Annotated in this window: 17 protein-coding genes and 1 pseudogene; 9 read left to right on the top strand and 9 right to left on the bottom strand. The window is 69.7% G+C overall.

Annotated elements, in window-relative coordinates; all coding sequences use genetic code 11:
- Positions 1-188: 188 nt before the first annotated feature.
- From ligA to ACZ7IB_RS39550, 4 genes are read right to left on the bottom strand one after another with little or no spacing between them, the layout of a single operon-like run.
- Positions 189-2381 carry an NAD-dependent DNA ligase LigA gene (gene ligA, locus ACZ7IB_RS39565; RefSeq protein ID WP_470919426.1) on the bottom strand — a complete coding sequence of 731 codons (2193 nt, stop codon included), beginning with the start codon at positions 2379-2381 and terminating at the stop codon, positions 189-191.
- A gap of 30 nt (positions 2382-2411) precedes the next feature.
- On the bottom strand, positions 2412-3437 hold the full coding sequence (locus ACZ7IB_RS39560; RefSeq protein ID WP_470919424.1) for a methionine synthase: 1026 nt from the start codon (positions 3435-3437) through the stop codon (positions 2412-2414).
- Between the two features lie 47 nt (positions 3438-3484).
- Entirely contained in the window at positions 3485-4174 is a 690-nt protein-coding gene (locus tag ACZ7IB_RS39555) for an SDR family oxidoreductase (protein ID WP_398630370.1), read from the bottom strand.
- Between the two features lie 43 nt (positions 4175-4217).
- On the bottom strand, positions 4218-4757 hold the full coding sequence (locus ACZ7IB_RS39550) for an LOG family protein (RefSeq protein ID WP_114246802.1): 540 nt from the start codon (positions 4755-4757) through the stop codon (positions 4218-4220).
- Between the two features lie 120 nt (positions 4758-4877).
- Between ACZ7IB_RS39550 and ACZ7IB_RS39545 the strand changes: the two genes are divergently transcribed.
- The gene (locus ACZ7IB_RS39545; RefSeq protein WP_470919422.1) at positions 4878-5213 is read left to right on the top strand and encodes a DUF427 domain-containing protein; all 336 of its coding nucleotides are present in this window, start codon (positions 4878-4880) and stop codon (positions 5211-5213) included.
- A 95-nt stretch (positions 5214-5308) separates the two neighbouring features.
- On the top strand, positions 5309-6109 hold the full coding sequence (locus tag ACZ7IB_RS39540; protein ID WP_470919420.1) for an alpha/beta fold hydrolase: 801 nt from the start codon (positions 5309-5311) through the stop codon (positions 6107-6109).
- A 75-nt stretch (positions 6110-6184) separates the two neighbouring features.
- Here ACZ7IB_RS39540 and ACZ7IB_RS39535 read toward each other — a convergent pair whose 3' ends face one another.
- Positions 6185-6649 (bottom strand): ATP-binding protein, encoded by a 465-nt coding sequence (locus ACZ7IB_RS39535; protein ID WP_470919419.1) that lies wholly within the window; start codon positions 6647-6649, stop codon positions 6185-6187.
- A 288-nt stretch (positions 6650-6937) separates the two neighbouring features.
- Here ACZ7IB_RS39535 and ACZ7IB_RS39530 point away from each other — a divergent pair, with 288 nt between their 5' ends.
- Positions 6938-7786, top strand: coding sequence for a helix-turn-helix domain-containing protein (locus ACZ7IB_RS39530; protein ID WP_470919418.1), 849 nt, complete (start codon positions 6938-6940; stop codon positions 7784-7786).
- Positions 7787-7798: 12 nt separating this feature from the next.
- Positions 7799-7999, top strand: coding sequence for a DUF397 domain-containing protein (locus ACZ7IB_RS39525; RefSeq protein ID WP_470919416.1), 201 nt, complete (start codon positions 7799-7801; stop codon positions 7997-7999).
- A gap of 498 nt (positions 8000-8497) precedes the next feature.
- Here ACZ7IB_RS39525 and ACZ7IB_RS39520 read toward each other — a convergent pair whose 3' ends face one another.
- Entirely contained in the window at positions 8498-8677 is a 180-nt protein-coding gene (locus ACZ7IB_RS39520; protein WP_470919415.1) for a nuclear transport factor 2 family protein, read from the bottom strand.
- A gap of 134 nt (positions 8678-8811) precedes the next feature.
- Entirely contained in the window at positions 8812-10236 is a 1425-nt protein-coding gene (locus tag ACZ7IB_RS39515; RefSeq protein ID WP_470919413.1) for an MFS transporter, read from the bottom strand.
- Positions 10237-10441: 205 nt separating this feature from the next.
- Here ACZ7IB_RS39515 and ACZ7IB_RS39510 point away from each other — a divergent pair, with 205 nt between their 5' ends.
- Positions 10442-11341 (top strand): helix-turn-helix transcriptional regulator, encoded by a 900-nt coding sequence (locus ACZ7IB_RS39510; RefSeq protein WP_470919411.1) that lies wholly within the window; start codon positions 10442-10444, stop codon positions 11339-11341.
- 130 nt (positions 11342-11471) lie between these two features.
- On the opposite strand, the gene mnmA is transcribed toward ACZ7IB_RS39510, so the two are convergent.
- Positions 11472-12602: a tRNA 2-thiouridine(34) synthase MnmA gene (mnmA, locus tag ACZ7IB_RS39505; protein ID WP_470919410.1), complete on the bottom strand. Its 1131-nt coding sequence runs from the start codon at positions 12600-12602 to the stop codon at positions 11472-11474.
- Positions 12603-12663: 61 nt separating this feature from the next.
- Here mnmA and ACZ7IB_RS39500 point away from each other — a divergent pair, with 61 nt between their 5' ends.
- Positions 12664-13344: an N-acetylmuramoyl-L-alanine amidase gene (locus ACZ7IB_RS39500; protein ID WP_470919408.1), complete on the top strand. Its 681-nt coding sequence runs from the start codon at positions 12664-12666 to the stop codon at positions 13342-13344.
- 36 nt (positions 13345-13380) lie between these two features.
- Here ACZ7IB_RS39500 and ACZ7IB_RS39495 read toward each other — a convergent pair whose 3' ends face one another.
- Positions 13381-14550, bottom strand: coding sequence for a cysteine desulfurase family protein (locus tag ACZ7IB_RS39495; RefSeq protein WP_470919406.1), 1170 nt, complete (start codon positions 14548-14550; stop codon positions 13381-13383).
- A gap of 33 nt (positions 14551-14583) precedes the next feature.
- On the opposite strand from ACZ7IB_RS39495, the pseudogene ACZ7IB_RS39490 reads away from it, so the two are divergent.
- The 3 genes and pseudogenes from ACZ7IB_RS39490 to ACZ7IB_RS39480 all read left to right on the top strand — a co-directional run.
- A pseudogene (locus ACZ7IB_RS39490) lies at positions 14584-14683 on the top strand (IS5/IS1182 family transposase); the annotation flags it as partial.
- Between the two features lie 298 nt (positions 14684-14981).
- Entirely contained in the window at positions 14982-19298 is a 4317-nt protein-coding gene (locus ACZ7IB_RS39485; RefSeq protein WP_470919404.1) for a DNRLRE domain-containing protein, read from the top strand.
- A 26-nt stretch (positions 19299-19324) separates the two neighbouring features.
- A complete protein-coding gene (locus tag ACZ7IB_RS39480; RefSeq protein ID WP_470919403.1) occupies positions 19325-19732 on the top strand; it encodes a hypothetical protein in 408 nt (135 codons plus the stop codon).
- Positions 19733-19830 lie beyond the last annotated feature (98 nt).

Below are 19830 nucleotides of genomic sequence, written 5' to 3'. Positions count from 1 at the left end.
ACCGTCCGTCAGCATCTGCTATGCGCCGATCGGGTGAACCCGGCCCCCCGACGACAACCCTTGTCCCTGTCCGTCCGTCTACATCTTTTCTGCCCACCCGTTCACCACTCACCCACCGATCGGCCCCATTTCGGGTTTGTCCGACGGGGTTCTGTCCCGTTGTGCCGGTTCCGTGACGGGGATCTGTGCTATTCCGCCGGTTCCTCGACGGGTACGGCCGCCTCGCGCGCGGCGTCCGGCCCCTGTCCGAGCAGTACGGCGAAGCCGTTCTCGTCCAGCACGGGGACCTTCAGCTGCATCGCCTTGTCGTACTTCGAACCGGGGTTGTCACCCACGACCACGAAGGAGGTCTTCTTCGAGACGGAACCCGTGACCTTCGCCCCCCGGCTCTGGAGCGCCTCTTTCGCGCCATCCCTGGTGTGTCCGGCCAGCGTGCCGGTGACGACGACCGTGAGTCCTTCGAGCGGGCGCGGCCCGGCCTCCTCCCCCGCTCCCTCGTCCTCCATCCGGACCCCGGCCTCCCGCCACTTGCGCAGGATCTCCCGGTGCCAGTCCTCGGCGAACCACTGCTTCACCGAGGCAGCGATGATGGGGCCGACCCCGTCGGCATCGGCCAGCTCCTGTTCGGTCGCCTCGTCGATCCGGTCGATGGAGCGGAACTGACGGGCCAGCTCCTGGGCCGCGACCGGGCCCACATGGCGGATGGAGAGCCCGGTGAGGATCCGGGCCGGCGGGGCGTCCTTGGCCGCGGCGATGGCGTCGAGCATGGCGAGGGCGTTCTTCTTCGGCTCGCCCTGCTGGTTGGCGAAGACCCAGGCGGTCTTCTCCTCGCCGGTCTTCGGATCGCGCTTGGGCAGTCCGCTGTCCTGGTCCAGGACATAGGCCCGGATCGGGAGGAGCTGCTCGACCGTCAGCCCGAAGAGATCGCCCTCGTCGCGCAGCGGCGGCTCCTCGGGCTCCAGCGGCTTGGTCAGGGCCGCGGCCGCGACATAGCCGAAGTGGTCGATGTCGAGGCACTTGCGGCCCGCGAGATAGGCAAGGCGCTCCCGCAACTGCGCGGGACAGGAACGGGCGTTGGGACAGCGGACGTCGATGTCGGCCTCCTTCATGGGCCGCAGCTCCGTACCGCACTCGGGGCAGTACGTCGGCATCACGAACGCCTGCTCGGTGCCGTCACGCAGATCGACGACCGGGCCGAGGATCTCCGGGATCACATCGCCCGCCTTGCGGAGCACCACCGTGTCCCCGATGAGGACGCCCTTCGCCTTCACCACGTTCTGGTTGTGGAGGGTGGCGAACTCGACTTCGGAGCCCGCCACCTCGACCGGCTCGACCTGTGCGTACGGGGTGACCCGGCCGGTGCGTCCGACACCGACCCGGATGTTCACCAGCTTGGTGTTGACCTCCTCCGGCGGGTACTTCCAGGCGATCGCCCAGCGCGGGGCACGCGAGGTGGAACCGAGCCGGCCCTGGAGCGGGATCTCGTCGAGCTTGACGACGACGCCGTCGATCTCGTGCTCCACGGAGTGCCGGTTCTCGCCGAAGTACGCGATGAACTCCCGTACCTCGTCGAGGGAGTCCACCACCTTGTTGTGTCTGGCGGTGGGCAGACCCCATTCGTGCAGCAGCTCATAGGCGTGCGAGAGGCAGTCGATGTCGAAGCCCTCGCGGGCGCCGATGCCGTGCACGACCATGTGCAGTGGGCGGGTGGCGGTGACCTTCGGGTCCTTCTGGCGCAGTGAACCCGACGCCGCGTTGCGCGGGTTGGAGAAGGGTTTGTCGTCGGCCTCGACGAGCCGGGCGTTGAGCTCCTCGAAGGCTTCCATCGGGAAGAAGACCTCGCCGCGGATCTCGACCAGCGCCGGAATCCGGTCCCCCTTCAGCCGGTGCGGGATCTCGGCGATCGTACGGACGTTGGGGGTGATGTCCTCGCCGGTGCGGCCGTCGCCGCGGGTCGCGGCCCGGGTCAGCCGCCCGTGCTCATAGGTGAGGTTGACCGCGAGTCCGTCGACCTTCAGCTCGCACAGGAAGTGGTAGCCGGTGGTGCCGACGTCCTTGGCGATCCGCTCGCCCCAGGCCGCCAACTCCAGGTCGTCGAAGGCATTGTCCAGCGAGAGCATCCGCTCGCGGTGCTCGACGGAGGTGAATTCCGTCTGGTACGGCCCCGCGACCTTCTGTGTCGGTGAATCCGGCGTGCGCAGCTGCGGATACGTCTCCTCCAGGGCCTCCAGCGCGCGCATCAGCCGGTCGAACTCGGCATCGCTCACGACCGGCTGGTCGTTCACGTAGTACCGGAAGCGGTGCTCCTCGATCTGCTCGGCAAGCAGTGCGTGCTGCTCCTGATCCTGTGCGGGCACTGACATCTGCTGTTCGCCGGCCATCGTCTCGTCCTCCCGTTACCCGTTGCCCCGTTACTCAGGGTTGTCTGCGAGCGATCTCGCGGCCCGGGCGCAGTGGGCGAGCGCGGCGCGCGCGTACGCGGGCGAGGCACCCGCGAGCCCGCACGACGGGGTGATCACCACGGACTCCGTCAGAGTCCCCGGATTCAGCCCCAGCCTGCGCCACAGCGTCCTGACACCCATGACGCTACCGCCCGGGTCTGACAATTCACCCGAGGCCGGGTCGGTGCCCGGCACCACCCCGAGGAAGAGCTGGGTGCCGCCCTCGACCGCTTCCCCGATCGCATCCTCCTCACGCTCGGTGAGCAGCGAGAAATCGAACGAGATACCGTCGACCCCGGCCCGGCGCAGCAGCGCGAACGGCACATCGGGTGCACAGGTGTGAATGACCGTCGCCCCGTCCCCGGCCGCCGCCAGGACATCGCGCAGGGTGCCCTCCACGACCTGGCGGTCGACGGCCCGGTAGGTGCGGTAGCCGCTCGCCGTCCTGATCCGCCCGCGCAGTACGCCGGTCAGCGACGGTTCGTCGAGCTGGAGGATCACTTCGGCGCCCGGCACCCTGCGCCGTACCTCCGCCAGGTGGGCGCGCAGCCCCTCCACCAGTGAGCCCGCCAGGTCGCGGCAGGCCCCCGGGTCGCCGAGCGCGGCCTCGCCGCCCCGCCGTTCCAGTGCGGCGGCCAGCGTCCAGGGACCGACCGCCTGGACCTTGAGCGGCCCCTCGTACCCCTGGGTGAACTCCTCCAGCGCGTCGAGGTCCTCGCCGAGCCAGGACCTGGCCCGGCGGGTGTCCCGTCCGGGCCGGTCGCTGATCCGCCAGCCACTGGGCTCGACATGGCCGTACAGGTCGACGAGCAGCCCGATGGTCCGCCCGATCATGTCCGCACCGGGCCCGCGGGCCGGCAGTTCGGCCAGATACGGCAGGCCCTCGCCTCCCCCGAAGGACCCGGTGACGGTCTTCGCCGCCTCCCGTGCGTCTCCCCCGGGCATGGAACCGATTCCGGTGGCCGGGCAACCCCTGAACTTGCTCTTCTCGCTCACACGGGAAGCCTAAGGCCGTGCCCGGCCCGTCCGGTCGGTGGTGGCGGTCAGCGCCCGGGACGCACCGTGAGGTCGTTGACCTCGGCGTCGCGCGGCAGGTCGACGGCCATCAGGATCGTGGTGGCCACCGACTCCGGGTCGATCCAGCGGGAGGGGTCGTACTCCTTGCCCTCCTGCTGGTGGACCTTGGCCTGCATGGGGCTGGCGGTGCGCCCCGGATAGACGGACGTCACCCGGACGCCGTTCGCGTGCTCCTCCTGGCGCAGCGAGTCGGCGAGCGCCTTCAGACCGTGCTTGCTCGCGGCGTACGCACTCCACTCGGCGTGCGCCGCGAGACCGGCGCCCGAGTTCACGAAGAGCACATGGCCCTGGGCGACCCGCAGTTGCGGCAGGAAGAGCCGGGTCAGCTCCGCGGGTGCGACCAGGTTGGCGTTGAGCTGGAAGTGCCATGCCTTGGGCGTGAGGTCACCGACCTTGCCGAGCTCGACGACGCCCGCGACGTGCAGCAGCGAGTCGACCCGCTCCGGCATCGCCTGCTGGGCGAACGCCCAGGAGAGCCGGTCCGGGTTGGAGAGGTCACCGACGAGCGTACGGGCGCCGGGGTGGAGAGCGGCCAGCTCCTTCGCGCGGCCCGCGTCGCGGGCCAGCAGCACGGTCTCGTCGCCGCGCTCCAGAAGCCGACGGGTGACGGCTGCGCCGATGCCGGAGCCTGCGCCGGTGATGACATGAGTGGACATGCTCCCCATGATCGCACCCCGCTGATCGCACCCCGCCGCCGCGTCACCGCAGGCCGGACCACTCCTCCAGGTAGGCCAGGGCGCCCACGCCGTCCTTCGCGAAGAACACCAGGTCGGTCAGCGGAAGGGGCAGGAAGCCCTCGTCCTCCATGCGCTGGAACTGCTGGCGCAGCCCGTCGTAGAAGCCCGCCGTGTTGAGCAGGACCACCGGCTTGTCGTGCTTGCCGTGCTTCTTCAGCTCCAGGATCTCGGTCGCCTCGTCGAGCGTCCCGGTGCCCCCCACCATGATCACGACCGCGTCGGCCTTCTCCAGGAGCAGCGCCTTGCGCTCGGCGAGATCGCGCGCGATCACCATCTCGTCCGCATTGGTACGCGCCTTCGCGGCCAGGAAGTCGACCGACACCCCGACCAGCCGTCCGCCCGATTCCTGCACCCCGTCGGCCACGACCTTCATCAGCCCGCTCTCCGACCCTCCCCAGACCAGTGTGTGTCCGCCCCGGCCGAGCCTTTCGGCGAATTCGCGGGCGGGCCGGGTGTAGCGGTCGTCGAGGTCGGCGGCGGAGAGGAAAACGCAGATGTTCATGCGGACACCGTAAAGGCCGCCACTGACACGCCCGGGCGGCCGGGCGGAGAACCGGCCGGCACCGGGGAAGAAAGGGGAAGAAGGGGGAAGAAATCGGCCCGCGAGGCGGCTGAACCAGACATGACTTCCACACAAGGCCATGTCATCACCGTCGAACCCGGCACCGAGCACGTACGCGTGGTGCGCGACGGGCAGGTGCTCGCCGAGAGCCGGCGCCCGCTCGTGCTGCGCGAGACGGGCTGTCCGGTCCGCTACTACCTGCCGCCCGAGGACGTCCGTACGGAACTCCTGACCGCTTCGGACACTCACACCCACTGCCCGTTCAAGGGCGATGCCTCCTACTGGTCGCTGCCGGAGGAGGCCGATCTCGTCTGGGCGTATCCGGAACCCAAGCCCGAAGTCGCCGCGATCAAGGACCACTTCTGCTTCTACGACACCGAGACGGTCTCCGACTGATCGCCAAGCACCGCTCCGACCTGGGGAATTGAAGAATCTCAAAAAACTCTCGGCCGAAGCGATGACTTTCCCGCGGCATCCCAGTCAACCTTCACATGGACAAGACTCCCTCCCGTGACGGCACTTCGATCGCGTATCGGCGCCGGGGTGAAGGACCGCCGGTGATCCTGGTGGGCGGGGCACTGAGCACGGCGGCGACCGAGGCTCCCCTCGCGCGCCTCCTCGCGCCGCACTTCGAGGTGGTCACGTACGACAGACGCGGTCGCGGCTCCAGCGGCGACAGCGGGCCGTACGCGGTGGAACGCGAGATCGGGGACCTGGCCGCGCTCGTCGCCGTGGTGGGCGGCCGGGCCTCGGTGTTCGGCGTCGGGGCCGGCGGGGCACTGGCCCTGGAGGCCCGGGCCGCGGGGCTTCCCGTCGACCTGCTGGCGGTCTACCAACCGCCCTACACCCCCGGGGCCTCGGGGGTGCAGTTCAAAACCTGCTGCACGGCCCGGCTGCACCGGCTGCTGTCCGCCGGGGACCGCGGCGGGGCCGTGGAGCTGTTCCTGTCCGTGACGGGCGTCCCGGCCGACATGATCGCCCGGATGCGACGTGCACCGCTGTGGCCCGGCCTGATGTCGTTGGCGCACACACTCGCGTACGACGACGCGCTGCTCGGGGACGGCTCGATCCCGGCGGAGCGGTTCGCGTCCGTCACGTCACGCACCCTGGTGGTCTGCGGCGGCTTCAGCCCCACCCCGGCCCGGCTCGCGACCCGCGCCCTCGCGGACGCACTCCCACGCGCCCGCCACCGCACCCTGACCGGCCAGACCCGCGATCTGGCGCCCCAAGCGGTGGCCCCGGTGCTGGCGGAGTTCTTCGGCAGGGACATGTACGCGCGTCAGGCTTCCTGAGCCCCCAGTCCACCCCGCACGGCCACGCCCGTACAGGGGTCGGACGTGGCTGTGCGGGGCCTCGCCTCGCCGAGCTCAGGCTCCGAGCCCGAGCTCGAACCAGACGGTCTTGCCGCCCGGCCCGTACGCCCCCTCCCCTATGGCACACCCGCCCCAGCGGTCAGCGACGAGTTCGAGGATGGCCATGCCCCGCCCGGCTTCGGCGTGGGGGTCGGCGGGCGGGGCGTACGGCTTGGGCAGGTCCGGGCTCATGTCCCAGACGCTGATCCGGAGCACGGGGTGCCGCCACTGGAGCCGCATGGCGGCGGGTCCTTTGGTGTGCCGTACGGAGTTGGTGGTCAGCTCGGACGTCAACAGCTCGGCGCGGTAGCTGAGTTCGGTCAGTTCGTGGGCGCCGAGAATGGCGCGGAGGGCGGTACGGGCGATGCGGGGGCTGCGCGGGTCGCAGGGGAAGGCGAGCTCGTACTGCCAGGGCTCGGCGAACGGGATGGGGGCGGGGTGGTGGGTGTACGGGGTGCAGGGGGTGGATTCAGCCCTCACGGGCCCCTCCTGGGGTGCGTGCGAGTGGTCTCAAGTGGTCGTGCGCCAGCGATGGTTGCGGTCGGGTGACGGTGGCAATGCCGGTCCGGGGCCCGCCTTCCGGGGTGGGCGGGGTGGATCGGTGCGCTTCCGCCGTAACGGCAACTGAGTAAGTGGCACAGGTCACAACCTAGAGTCACGAGTACTACTCGTGCTACCCACTTCACTAAAACGGGTCATATATGCGACTCCGGTGGACGCCCGCACTGCAAGGTCGGCAAGATGTGCGCGCGAGCAAGGAGTTGATCCATGGCGCCACGCCAAGCCCCCACCATCCGTCAGCGTCGTTTCGGTGCAGAACTCCGTCGGCTGCGCGATGCAGTCGGCATGTCAGCACCGGTTGCCGCCGAACGGCTCGGGGCAGACCGCACGATGATCTCCAACATCGAGTCAGGGCGATTCGGTATCAGCGAGGAACGGCTGCGCCGACTGGCCAGCATCTACGAGTGCGACGATCCAGAGCTGATCGATGCCCTCGCCACGATGACCGGAGGGCGTCCGCGAGGCTGGTGGGACGAATACCGGGGCAAGATCCCGCCAGACTTCCTGGACGTGGCGGAACTGGAGCACCACGCGGCAAGCTTGCGCACACTCCAGACAGCTCACATTCCCGGCCTCTTCCAGACCGAGGAGCACGCCCGCGCGCTCTTCGACCTCTTCGTGCCGGCCTTGCCCAGGCTGGAAGTCGAACTGCGGGTGGCCCATCGGCTGGCCCGGCACAGCGTGGTGGCGGCCGACCGGGTGCCCTACGTGGGCTTGGTCCACGAAGCGGCTCTTCGACTTCGTACCGGGGGGCGCCAAGTGGCCAAGGCCCAGTTGGGCCACCTCTTGAAGGAGAGCGAACGCCCCAATGTCCGGTTGCTCGTGATCCCCTTCACGGCCGAGGGCTTCCCCATGGCCGGGGACACTCTGATGTACGTGTCCGCCGCCAGCCACCACTTGGACACCGTTGAGGTGGACTCTCCGATCGGTGCCGTCTTCATGGACTCACCGACCCAGTTGGCCAACTTCCGACGTCGGCTGGACTTGGTCGAACGGGTCGCGTTGAATCCGAGTGAGTCGAGGGATCTCATCCTTGAGATCGCCGGAGAACTGTAGGAGGAGTTCGCCTTGCCCGAGTTGCCCGAGCTGAACTGGATCAAGTCCTCGTTCTCGGAGGCCTCCGGCAACGCCTGCGTTGAGGTCGCCGCAGCGAACGCGGACCTCATCGCAATCCGCGAGAGCGAGAGCCCCGATGCCGTTCTGGTGACAAGCCGGCTTGCGCTGCGTGCACTTGTCCTGGGAGTGAAGACCGGCTCCGCTCGCGCTTGAGAAGGCTCGGCTTGACCTTGCCCCTGCGTCAAGGTTCGACCATCGGCTCATGACCACCACCACGCACCAGACGCGTCAGGCCCCCGCTGGGCCGCTTCTACTACATCGAGGGACGGAGCCCGTTCCTGCACCGGCACACGCATCACCCGCGCCGGCCATGTCCGCTACGAGCACGACGCACAGAGCCGCATCGTCCTGTGCCAGAAGACCCGCCTCTCCCGGACAGGCTCACATCCGTCACCCCACCCGACGGCACCCGCAGGCGCTACCTGTACGACCCGCTGGGCCGCCGCATCACAAAGCAGCGTCTGTCCGCCACCGAAAGCGAATCGGCGGCGGAACGGGTCTCTTTCACCTGGGACGGCACCACCCTGTGCGAGCAGCTCGCCCGCACGGACGCCCTACCCAATCGCCTGGGACCACCAGGGCTTCCACCCGCTGGCCCAGACGGAGCGCATCCTCTCGGCGGTGACCCAGGAACAAGCCGGTCTTGCCGAGTTACTCGAAGAACGAGCGCACCTCCGCGATGCCGTGCTTGGTGCCGACGAGCGGGTGATGCCCCGGAATCGTCCACTCGATGTCCACGGGCAGCACCTGTGCGATGCCGTCCACGTCGTTGGCCGCGTAGGCGGTGAAGAAGCGCTCGATGGCTCCGATCTCCGGAACTTTGGTACTCACGGTTCCTCCACGGTCTCATCAGCAAAGGGAAGGTGTGGGTGAAGCGGTGTGGCGCTGAAGCGCCTGGGCAGCCGGTGAGTGTGCATGCTCGCGAGAGGCCCACTGCCACCTCGCTCTCCCGGGCCGTACGGCTGTCAGCTGCTCTCGGCCGTCGGACCGCGCAGGGACAGCAGGGCGAGGAGGGCGCCGACGAGGGAGAGGATCCCCGCCGTGAGCATCGCCGCGTGCAGCCCGCTCAGCGTGGCGAGCGTGGGACTCGTTGTCGCCAAGAGCGCCTTGGTGCGTGCGGTGACGATGGCCGCCAGGCCTGCAGTTCCGATGGCGCCGAGGAACTGCGGCAGCTGTGACAGACCGCCCGCGACGCCTTGTTCGTCGTCCCGCAGTCCGGACGTCATCGTGGTGATGAACGAGACCACGGTCAGCACGTGTCCGAAGCCCATGGCGCCGGATGTCAGCAACAGGAGCGCCAGACCGCCGTCCTTGGGCAGCAGGAACATCGCGCCGGTGCCGAGTCCCTGCACGGTCAGGCCGGTGGCCATGGCGCCCACCTTGCCGAGCGCGCCGATCAGCCGGGCGGCGAGAATACCGCCGATGAGCGCGGTGGTGCCCTCCGCGAGGAAGCCCGCACCGGTGGCCAGCGCCGAGTAACGCAGCACGTCCTGCATGTACAGGCTCAGCAGGACCGTCGTGCCACCGCACATGCCGAACGTGATGAACCCGATCAGCCCGCTCCACTTCACCGTCGGCTTGGCCAGCAGACCCAGCGGGACCAGCGGAGCCACGTGCCGCCGCTCCACCAGGAGGAAAGCACCGAGAGCCACCACGGCCAGCGAAAGGAAGCCCGAAGTGGACGCACTGGCCCAGCCGGTCTCGGGGCCCGTCGATATCCCGTAGACCAGGGCGAAGAGCCCGACGCTCGCCAGGACCGCACCCGGGATATCGAGCCGGGCTGCCGTGCGTGTGTCGGTTGTCCTGGGCAGCAGGATGGTCGCGCCGAGCAGCACCAGCGCACCAATGATGACCAGAATCAGCATCGTCCAGCGCCAGTTCAGACCGCTGGTGATCACACCACCGCCGAAGGTGCCTAGGACGAACCCCAGGGACAGCACCGCGCCGTTGACGCCGAGGGCCTTCGTCCGCTGGGGCCCTTCGGGGAACACCGTCGTCATCAGAGCGATGGCGGTCGGCGCGATCATGGCAGCCGACGCGCCCTGGCCGGCGCGGGCTGCAATCAGCATCGCCGGGCCCGTCGCCAGCCCCGCGAGCAGAGAGAACACGCTGAACAGAGCGACACCTGTGGTGAACAGCCGACGGCGGCCGACGAGGTCGGAGACCCGGCTGAACAGCGGCAGCAGACTCGCCGTCGGCAGTAGGCAGGCCGTTGCCACCCACTGCAGTGAACCGGTGCTCGCGAAGTCAAGGTCGCGTCCGATCTCCGGCAGGGCCACGGTCACGACCGAGAAGTCCAGACCTGTCATGAAGGTGGCGCCGCACAGCGTGACCAGGATCAGCCAGCCCTTGGCACCAAGTCTGTCCGCTACCTCCTCTCCAGAGTGCACGTGTGATGTATGGGTTGCCGCCATGGGCCGCCTCCCGCATGGAGTCGATGGGCAGATGCAGAATTTGCGGCGCCGATCACGTCGACGCGCTCTCAGCCTGTGCCGCGCGGCGCTCGCTACCCACCTCTCTGCCAGAGGTATCCCTGCCGTGGCTACACCTGACGGGTGCAGGCGGGACGCGGCAGAAAACGGCATCCTGAAGGTCATGGAGCGGCGATCGGAACTCGGCGAATTCCTGCGCACCCGGCGGGCCCGGCTGCGGCCCGAAGACGTCGGCCTGCCCGACTACGGCGGCCGGCGTCGTGTCCCCGGCCTGCGTCGCGAGGAACTGGCGCAGCTCGCGGGCGTCAGTGCCGGCTACTACACACGCCTGGAACAAGGCCAGAGTCCCAACGCCTCCGACGCCGTACTCGACGCGATAGCCCGCGTTCTCCAGCTCGACGAAGCCGAACGGTCCCACCTGCACAGCCTGGCTCGCCACAAGCCGAAGACCCGCCGACGCCCCCGCCCCGAGCAACTGCGCCCGAACATCCGGCTGATGATCGACGCTTTCGGCGACGTTCCCGCGCTGGTCATCGGTCGCTGCAGCGACGTGCTGGCCTGGAACCACACGGCGCACGCCCTGCTCGCCGGACACCTGCCCTACCAGGCGCCCGAGCAGCCCCGGCAGCGACCCAACATCGCACGCCTGGTCTTCCTGGACCCGCACACCCGCGAGCTGTACGCCGACTGGCGTGGCAAGGCCCGCGACACGGTCGCCGACCTACGCATGACCGCTGCCCGCTACCCGGACGACCCGGAGCTGACCGAACTCATCGGTGAACTAACCCTGAACAGCATCGAGTTCGCATCGCTTTGGGCAGCTCACCCCGTCCACAAGTGCATCACGCCCACCCGCGTCTTCCACCACCCGTTGGTGGGCTCCATGACACTGAACAACGAGCTCATGGAGCTGTCCCAGGACGCGGGCCAGCGCATGGCGGTATTCACCGCCGACACGGACTCCCCCTCTGCGGCGGCGCTGCGGCTCCTTGCGGAGCTCAGCATTGCATCCCGGGAACAGGCCCATGTCGCGGCCGCGGACGCCGACGGTTCTTCTCGCTGATCGCCGGGGCACCACGCCGCGCCGAGGCGCCGCAGACCGTCACGCACCGCAGCCATCGCGTTGCCGAGAAGACTTCAGTGCCGGCCCCGACGGACAGCCGAGGCTGGTCAGTCGGGGGCCGCCCTCGCGGTCAGCCGGACGCCGCCGCCGTCTCCCGCCGTACCGTCGTCGCGATCGTCGCCGAGCCGACCACCCGGGTGCCGTCGTACAGCACGACCGCCTGGCCGGGGGCCACGCCCCGTACCGGCTCGGTGAACGAGACGTTCAGCGTGCCGTCGACCAGTTCCGCCGTGACCTCGGTCTCGCCGCCGTGGGCGCGGAGCTGGGCGGTGTACGCACCGGGGCCGGCCGGGGCCGTGCCGCACCAGCGGGGCTTGATGGCGGTGAGGGCGGTGACGTCGAGGGCCTCGACCGGGCCGACCGTCACCGTGTTGTTCACCGGGGAGATGTCCAGGACGTAGCGCGGCTTGCCGTCGGGGGCGGGGTGGCCGATGCGCAGGCCCTTGCGCTGGCCGATGGTGAAGCCGAAGGCGCCCTCGTGGGTGCCGACCTTCGTGCCCGACTCGTCGACGATGTCGCCCTCGGCGGTGCCGAGCCGGCTCGCCAGGAAGCCCTGGGTGTCGCCGTCGGCGATGAAGCAGATGTCGTGGCTGTCGGGCTTCTTGGCGACGGCGAGGCCCCGGCGCTCGGCCTCGGCACGGATCTCATCCTTGGTGGTGAGGGTGTCACCGAGCGGGAACATCGCGTGGGCGAGCTGCTTCTCGTCCAGGACGCCGAGGACGTACGACTGGTCCTTGGCCATGTCGGAGGCGCGGTGCAGCTCGCGGCTGCCGTCCTCGTTCAGTACGACGGTGGCGTAGTGGCCGGTGCACACGGCGTCGAAGCCGAGGGCCAGGGCCTTGTCGAGCAGCGCGGCGAACTTGATCTTCTCGTTGCAGCGCAGGCACGGGTTGGGGGTGCGTCCGGCCTCGTACTCGGCGATGAAGTCGTCCACGACGTCCTCGCGGAAGCGTTCCGCGAGGTCCCAGACGTAGAACGGGATGCCGATGACGTCCGCGGCGCGGCGCGCGTCGCGGGAGTCCTCGATCGTGCAACAGCCGCGCGCTCCGGTACGGAAGGACTGCGGGTTCGCGGAGAGGGCGAGGTGCACACCGGTCACGTCGTGGCCCGCCTCGGCGGCGCGGGCCGCGGCGACGGCGGAGTCGACACCGCCCGACATGGCGGCGAGCACACGGAGGGGGCGCTGGGAAGTCTCAGTCATAGCTCCACCAGAGTACGGGGCGCCGGGAACCGAACGCTCACGGATATGCGTTCTGGATCACATGGGGACCAAGGGGACGGCGGGCGCCAAGGGCTCCGCGACGGCGAAGGCCGGGCACCGCATCAGTCGGCGCGGGCTGCTGATCGGCGCTGCCGTCACGGCCGTGGGTACGGCCGCGCTGGCGCGGGAGAAGCTGGAGCATGCCTGGTGGCGGCTGCCGGGGGTGGACAAACCCCGGACGCCGGGCGAGGTGGACTACGCGCGGGCCGAGTGGATATCGGCGTCCCCGGCGAACTGGCGGCGGGCCGACCGCCCCGCCGACTATCCGATCGACCGGGTCGTCATCCATGTCACCCAGGGCAGCTACCGGAGCGCTGTGAAGGTCTTCCAGGACCCGGGACACGGGGCGGCGGCGCACTATGTGGTGCGCAAGGACGGCCATGTGACGCAGATGATCCGTGAGCTGGATGTGGCGTTCCACGCGGGGAACAGGTCGTTCAACGAGCGCAGCGTCGGCATAGAGCACGAGGGCTTCGTGGACCGTCCGCAGGACTTCACGGCGGCGATGTACGGGGCGTCGGCGCGGCTGACGGCGGCGATATGCGGGCGGTACGCAATACCCGTCGACCGCGAGCACATCATCGGGCATGTGGAAGTGCCGGGCACCGACCACACCGATCCGGGGACGCACTGGGACTGGGACCGGTATCTGAAGCTGGTCCGGGCGGCGGGCGCGCGGTGACCACGAGGCCCGCCCGATCGCCGGACGGGCTCGATTTCAGCTGAGTCCCGCCGTCCGTGCCCGCTCCACCGCCGGGCCGATGGCTCGGGCCACCTCGTCGATGTCCTGCCTGGTGGACGTGTGGCCGAGCGAGAAGCGCAGGGTGCCGCGGGCCAGGTCCGGTTCGGTGCCGGTGGCCAGCAGTACGTGGCTGGGCTGGGCGATCCCCGCGGTGCACGCGGAGCCGGTGGAACATTCGATGCCCTGGGCGTCCAGCAGCAGGAGCAGGGAGTCGCCCTCGCAGCCGGGGAAGGTGAAGTGGGCGTTGGCGGGGAGCCGCCCGCCCGGCGTCGGGTCGCCGCCGAGGACGGCGTCGGGGACGGCTGCCAGCACGGACGCGACGAGGTCGTCGCGGAGTCCGCCGATCTCGTGGGCGAACTCCTCGCGCCCGTCGGCGGCCAGCCGCCCCGCGACGGCGAAGGCGGCGATGGCGGGCACATCGAGGGTGCCCGAGCGGACGTGCCGCTCCTGGCCGCCGCCGTGGAGCACGGGTACGGGGGTGTACTCGCGGCCGAGCAGCAGCGCGCCGATGCCGAACGGTCCGCCGATCTTGTGCGCGCTGACCGTCATCGCGGCAAGCCCGGACCGGGCGAAGTCGACTTCCAGCTGCCCGAACGCCTGCACCGCGTCGGCGTGCATCGGTACGTCGAACTCACGGGCCACGTCCGCCAGTTCACGTACCGGCATGATCGTGCCGATCTCGTTGTTGGCCCACATCACGGTGACCAGCGCGACATCGTCGGGGTTACGGAGGATCGCCTCGCGCAGTGCGTCCGGGTGGACGCGTCCGTACGGGTCGACGGGGAGGTATTCGACGTTCGCGCCCTCGTGCTCGGCGAGCCAGTCGACGGCGTCCAGCACCGCGTGGTGCTCGACGGGGCTGGCCAGCACCCGGGTGCGGTGGGGGTCGGCGTCGCGGCGGGCCCAGTACAGGCCCTTCACCGCGAGGTTGTCGGCCTCGGTACCGCCGGAGGTGAAGACCACCTCGCTGGGGCGTGCGCCGAGGGCGTCGGCGAGGGTCTCTCTCGACTCCTCGACGGTACGGCGGGCACGGCGCCCGGCGGCGTGCAGTGAGGACGCGTTACCGGTGACGGCGAGCTGGGCGGTCATCGCCGCGATCGCCTCCGGAAGCATCGGCGTGGTCGCGGCGTGGTCGAGGTAAGCCATGGTGGGCTCGATTGTACGAGCGTGCCGTGGGGCTTCAAGGCCCAGCGCGGGGTCAGCCTCGACCCCAGTCGCATCACGAGAATCGCCGCCGCGGCCCTCGTTCTGCTCCAGCTCGTACGGCCGCACCATCTGATCAATCACGCAGCGTCATGATCTGTTACTGGCAAAGACTCATTGATCGGCATCCCCCTGGGCGGGCAGGTGGCCGAATCCGGCCCGGGAGCGGGAGGGACTCCGGGGCGGAGTCCCGCCGCCTTGAACTGTTCATGCACGCTCCCGCCCCCTCCACCTGCATCGCTGTCAGGGCACAGGACTTTAGACCCGTCCGGTTCGGGACCCTTGGCTCGATCATGGAGCGGGAAGCCCCCACTACCTTTACAAGTTCTTGACTTCTTTTTTACGGGAGGGGATTCTTCTTGTTGAGCACAGCCATGTCCGGATCCAGGTGGTTCGCGACCACCGGTCTGGTGCTCGCCGGCCTTCTGGCCGTCGATGTGGCGGCTCCAGCCGCCGCGCTCGCAGCGGCCACCGCCCCGCGTCCGACAGGCACACCCCGGCCCCAGGACGACGTCACCTCGGCACTGCTTCGCGCACGCCTGGAGGGCAAGCGCGTCGAGGTCGTAGGGGAACGCACCGAGACCCGAACCCTGTGGGCCGACCCGAGCGGCACCCTGACCGAGGACCAGGCCGCCGGCCCAGTCCGCTTCCGGAACGCCGACGGCTCGTGGACCGCGGTCGACATCAATCTTGCCAAGGCAGCCGACGGCACGGTCGAGGCGAAGGGGCACCCTCTGGGCCTCACTCTCGGCGGGGCCACGCCCGCACGGGCCGACGAACCGGCCACCCGTCGACTGCGGGCCGCGGAGCCGGTCGCCGCCTCGACGCCGCTGGTGACGCTGACCTCGCCAGAGGGCAGTCGCGTCGAGCTGGGCTGGCGAGGTGCGCTGACCGCGCCCCGCATCGCCGGCACCCGGGCCACCTACTCCGATGCGCTGCCGTACGCCGACCTCGTGGTCTCGGCCACCCGTACCGGCTTCGAACAGTTCCTCGTCCTCAAGTCCCGCCAGGCCGTTGACGGCGCGGACGCTCTGCGGATGACGCTCACTGCCAAGGGCCTGACCGCCAAGGCCGACGGCGACGGCGGGGTGGCTTTCACCGACAGCAAGACCGGCAAGCCCGCGGGTATCCTGCCCGCTCCCGTGATGTGGGACGCGCGCACCGACGTACGCTCCGGGGAACATCCGCACCGCGCACCCGTCGCCATGGAGGTGACGCAGGAGGGCGACCGGGTCGACCTCACGCTCACCCCCGACGCCGCGTTCCTCGCTGATCCGGCCACGCAGTTCCCCGTCACCGTCGACCCGGCGGTCAACCTGCTCACCACGTTCACCACCTTCGTCCAGGAGGGCTACGGCACCGACCAGTCCACCGCCACCGAACTCAAGCTCGGCAACAACGGCTCGGGACAGGTCGCGCGGTCCTTTCTCCGCTTCGACACCAAGCCGGTGAAGGGCAAGGACGTCACGTCGGCGACGCTGAAGTTGTGGAACCACCACTCGTGGTCCTGTCAGGCCCGCGACTGGGAGGTCTGGGAAACCAGTACGCCCACCACCGCCACCCGCTGGACCAACCAGCCCAACTGGAACCGCAAGTGGGCCACGTCCAGCCAGACCAAGGGCTTCGGCGCGGGCTGTGACGACGGCTGGGTCACCGCCGATGTGACCGGCCTGGCCCGGGCCTGGGCGTCCAACGCGAACGCCGAGAACACGCTCGGCATCCGGGCGACGGACGAGAAGGACTCCTTCGCCTGGAAGCGCTTCAACTCCCGCAACGCGGCCAAGAACGTGCCCGTCCTGTCGGTGACGTACAACAACCCGCCGGGAGCGCCGACCGCCGTCGCGCTCTCCCCGTCCTCGTACAACACCTTCAACAAGCGCACGTACGCCACCTCGTTGACGCCGACCTTCGCCGCGAAGGTCGCCGACCCCGACGGCGGCACGGTGCGTGCCCAGTTCGAGGTCACCGCGGACCCGGCGTTCAACGACGCCGGCGCCTACAGCTGGACCGGCACCAGCGGCGCCGTCGCCTCCGGCGGCACCGCCAAGCTGGCCCTGCCCGCCGACAAGAAGCTCGGCGCGTTCGGCTACCGCGTGCGCACCCGCGCGCACGACGGCTCCGCGTACGGCCCCTGGAGCGCCTACCTCCCGTTCCGGGTGAACACCGCCAATCCCGCCGCGCCACAGATCAGCTGCGAGGGCTTCCCGCGCGACCAGTGGACCGACAGGACCGGCGAGATCAGCTGCACCCTCACCACCACGTCGACCGACGGCCGCGGCTACCTGTGGGGCCTCGACGACCCCAACACCCCGCAGCAGGTCAACGACCCCGCCGGTACCGGCGGCAAGCCGCAGACCGTCAAGATCAAGCCCGCCAAAGGCTGGCACACCCTGAACGCCCGCACCGTGGACTCCGCCGGCCTGCTGTCCGGCGTGACCGCCCACCAGTTCGGCGTCGGCCCCAAGCCGGCCGTCCTGCCCGTCCCGGACGTGCCGACCGCGCTCCAGGAGGGCGCTGAGAACACAACCACACCCCTGCTGTCCGGTGTGCTGACAGCCGGCAACCGCGCGTACGTGCGCGGCGAATTCACGCTGTTCGACGCCGCCGGCTCGGCCCTGGGCAACGTACAACTGCCGCCGTCTTTCGAGAACAGCGGCAACCGCGTCGCCACGATGATCCCCGAGGGCACGCTGGTGCCCGGACGCGCCTACCAGTGGGCGATGCGGGCCTGCGGTGACGCGGCCTGCTCTCCGTGGACGGCCAAGCGCACCTTCACTGCCAAGACACCCGCCGCCATACCGGCCCCACAGGTCCGCACCGTCGACATATCCGGCGCCGCCCTGCGCGACGCCACCGCACCCGTCGGCGACGCCGACTGCGGCGGCACCCCGTGCGCAGCCGTCGAAGACGGCACCCTGCGCGTCGGGACCCCCGGTGGCACAGCCAGGCGCAGCTGGCTCCACGCCGATCTGTCGGCCCTTCCCGCCGGCGCCCGGATCACCGACGCCCGACTGAAACTGCACCGAACCGACTGCACGGGCGACAGCAGCACCTGTGCCGAACCCGCAGCCACCGTCCTCGACCTCGCCGAGGCATGGGACGCCTCCCTCAGCGGTCAGGAGCTCGCCGCCGCCGCCAACGAAGAGCCGCTCCTCAACGACGATGAACTCCCCGCAACACTCAGTGACCTCAACCTCGGCTCGCTCGTCGCGGACTGGCTGGCCGGCACAGACAACTACGGCCTGAGCCTCCAGCTCGGCGACGAGAAATCCGCCGCCCCCGGAATCGTCTACCACTCCTCGCGCGCCGCCGATCTGGCCCTGCGCCCGGTCCTGACGGTGTCCTACATCCCCTCCGGCGCCCCTGGCAGCCCCGAGAACGTCAAGGCCGTCCCGGCCGACCACGGTCTGCTGGCCACCTGGAACCCGCCGAACGACCCTGGCGCCGCGACAGACACTCTGACCTACACCGTGGCCGTCCACCAAGGCGCCGCCGAGGTCGCCCGCACCACCACGCAGGACACCCGCGCTGTCTTCGACACCCTCACCAACGGCGTCGACCACACCGTGACAGTCACCGCAACCTCGGCCTTCGGCACCTCCGGGCCAACCCGGTCCTCGACCGCGAAGCCCGTCGCCGTGACCGATCAGGAGCACTACGTCAAGGCCGTCCGCGACTACCTCGCCGCGCGCGCCGGTGTCCTCAAGGGCACCTACACGACCATCGAGCAGGCCACCGCGAACAGCCCGAACGGCGCCATGTTCCGGGACCTGCTCGCCGAGCAGTTGCCTGATCTGACCGACCGCCGCGAGGCATACGCCCGCCACAACCGTCGCTTCACCGAGGTCACCAGCACGTTCGACAACGTCCTGACCGGCCTCGGCCCCGACAACTCCGTGGTGGTACGCGGCACCCTCGCCGAGCACAGCGTGCTCACCCACACCGACGGCACCCAGGAACCGGAAGAGGGCGAACTGCCCGGCCGCTTCGTCTTCAACGGCGGCGTCCTGCGCCAAGAGGCCGACGACGCAGCCGTCGAAGTCACCCTGCCGTCGACGGGCGACGCCGTGCGGGACGCCACCGTCGCCCCTCCCGCCGAGGACAGCATCGACGACATCCCGACGGGCGAGGAAGAGACCCTCCCGATCGAGCTGGACGCCGACGGCATGCCCGTCGACGAGCCCATGCCCGCCGCCGGAGCGCCCGGCGCGCTGCGCGCCGCTCCCAACCACTCGGGCACCGTGACCTGGGCCAAGCGCAACGTCAAAATCAAGTGGGACTACGGCACCGACTGCGCGAACTTCGTCTCCAAGGCGCTGCACTGGGGCGGAAAGATGCAGCAGCGCAAGGGCGGTCGCAAGAACGCCTCACGCTGGTTCCGCAACAACATCGGCCCAATCCGCCTCGACAGTTACACCTGGGCCGCCGCAGCCAATCTGCGCCAGCACCTGAAGAACCACCGGGGCGGCCGGGAGATCTCGCGATACGACGCCCGTCCGGGCGACATCATCTTTGGCTACTACCGATCGTCCAAGAAGTGGAACCACACCGGAGTGGTCACGTCCGCCAAGGGGGGCAACATCAACATCACCCAGCACGGCACAGCCGCCCACACGACACTGAACCAATGGTTCAAGCGCAACAAGAACCTCAGTGCCATCAGCATCATCCGCCCGGGGAAGCGCAGTTGAGGCGGGCATACGGGGCGGTCGGCCTGATGGGGGCAGCAGTGCTGGTCCTCGGCGGGTGTGACGCCCTGAACACGGACAAGACGCCCGACCGCGTCAGGAACGGCACCTCCGAGCTCGACCTGACGGTCACCGGCCGCCCCACCCCCGGCAGCCTCTCCATCACGGAACAGGTCCTGGCGCGGCTCAAGGCCCGGGACGTCGGCGGCCTGGCCGATCTCGCGGCGGAGGACGGAGACTCGAAGGGCGACGCGAAACGCTGGGTGACCCGCTGGGGCAAGGCCGCCCAGCACCCGGTCACGGCCCACTTCCTCCTGGGCGAGAAAGAGAGCACCGTCGACGTCCGCTTCACCGGTGAGCGCGCCGCATTGTCACTCCTGCTGAAGGACAACGGCTACGACGACAAGTACGGAGTCGTCCTGAGCGAAAACGACTGAGAACACGCGATGAGGGCTGCGGGGGGGGGGGGGGGGGGGGGGGGGGGGGGGGGGGGGGGGGGGGAGGGGAGGGGGGGGGGGGGGGGTGTTTTTCTTTT

Source organism: Streptomyces sp. NPDC037301, assembly GCF_055602785.1.
Note: the sequence above shows the minus strand (reverse complement) of the source record. Positions and strands in the feature narration are given on the sequence as shown.

What these genes read in the sequence shown, in the direction of transcription:
- ACZ7IB_RS39555 (WP_398630370.1), bottom strand. Translation starts at nt 4,174, where the DNA reads ATGTCCACTCATGTCATCACCGGCGCAGGCTCCGGCATCGGCGCAGCC.
- ACZ7IB_RS39530 (WP_470919418.1), top strand. Translation starts at nt 6,938, where the DNA reads ATGGCGCCACGCCAAGCCCCCACCATCCGTCAGCGTCGTTTCGGTGCA.
- ACZ7IB_RS39510 (WP_470919411.1), top strand. Translation starts at nt 10,442, where the DNA reads ATGGAGCGGCGATCGGAACTCGGCGAATTCCTGCGCACCCGGCGGGCC.
- ACZ7IB_RS39545 (WP_470919422.1), top strand. Translation starts at nt 4,878, where the DNA reads ATGACTTCCACACAAGGCCATGTCATCACCGTCGAACCCGGCACCGAG.
- ligA (WP_470919426.1), bottom strand. Translation starts at nt 2,381, where the DNA reads ATGGCCGGCGAACAGCAGATGTCAGTGCCCGCACAGGATCAGGAGCAG.
- ACZ7IB_RS39550 (WP_114246802.1), bottom strand. Translation starts at nt 4,757, where the DNA reads ATGAACATCTGCGTTTTCCTCTCCGCCGCCGACCTCGACGACCGCTAC.
- mnmA (WP_470919410.1), bottom strand. Translation starts at nt 12,602, where the DNA reads ATGACTGAGACTTCCCAGCGCCCCCTCCGTGTGCTCGCCGCCATGTCG.
- ACZ7IB_RS39480 (WP_470919403.1), top strand. Translation starts at nt 19,325, where the DNA reads ATGGGGGCAGCAGTGCTGGTCCTCGGCGGGTGTGACGCCCTGAACACG.
- ACZ7IB_RS39495 (WP_470919406.1), bottom strand. Translation starts at nt 14,550, where the DNA reads ATGGCTTACCTCGACCACGCCGCGACCACGCCGATGCTTCCGGAGGCG.
- ACZ7IB_RS39500 (WP_470919408.1), top strand. Translation starts at nt 12,664, where the DNA reads ATGGGGACCAAGGGGACGGCGGGCGCCAAGGGCTCCGCGACGGCGAAG.
- ACZ7IB_RS39540 (WP_470919420.1), top strand. Translation starts at nt 5,309, where the DNA reads ATGGACAAGACTCCCTCCCGTGACGGCACTTCGATCGCGTATCGGCGC.
- ACZ7IB_RS39485 (WP_470919404.1), top strand. Translation starts at nt 14,982, where the DNA reads ATGTCCGGATCCAGGTGGTTCGCGACCACCGGTCTGGTGCTCGCCGGC.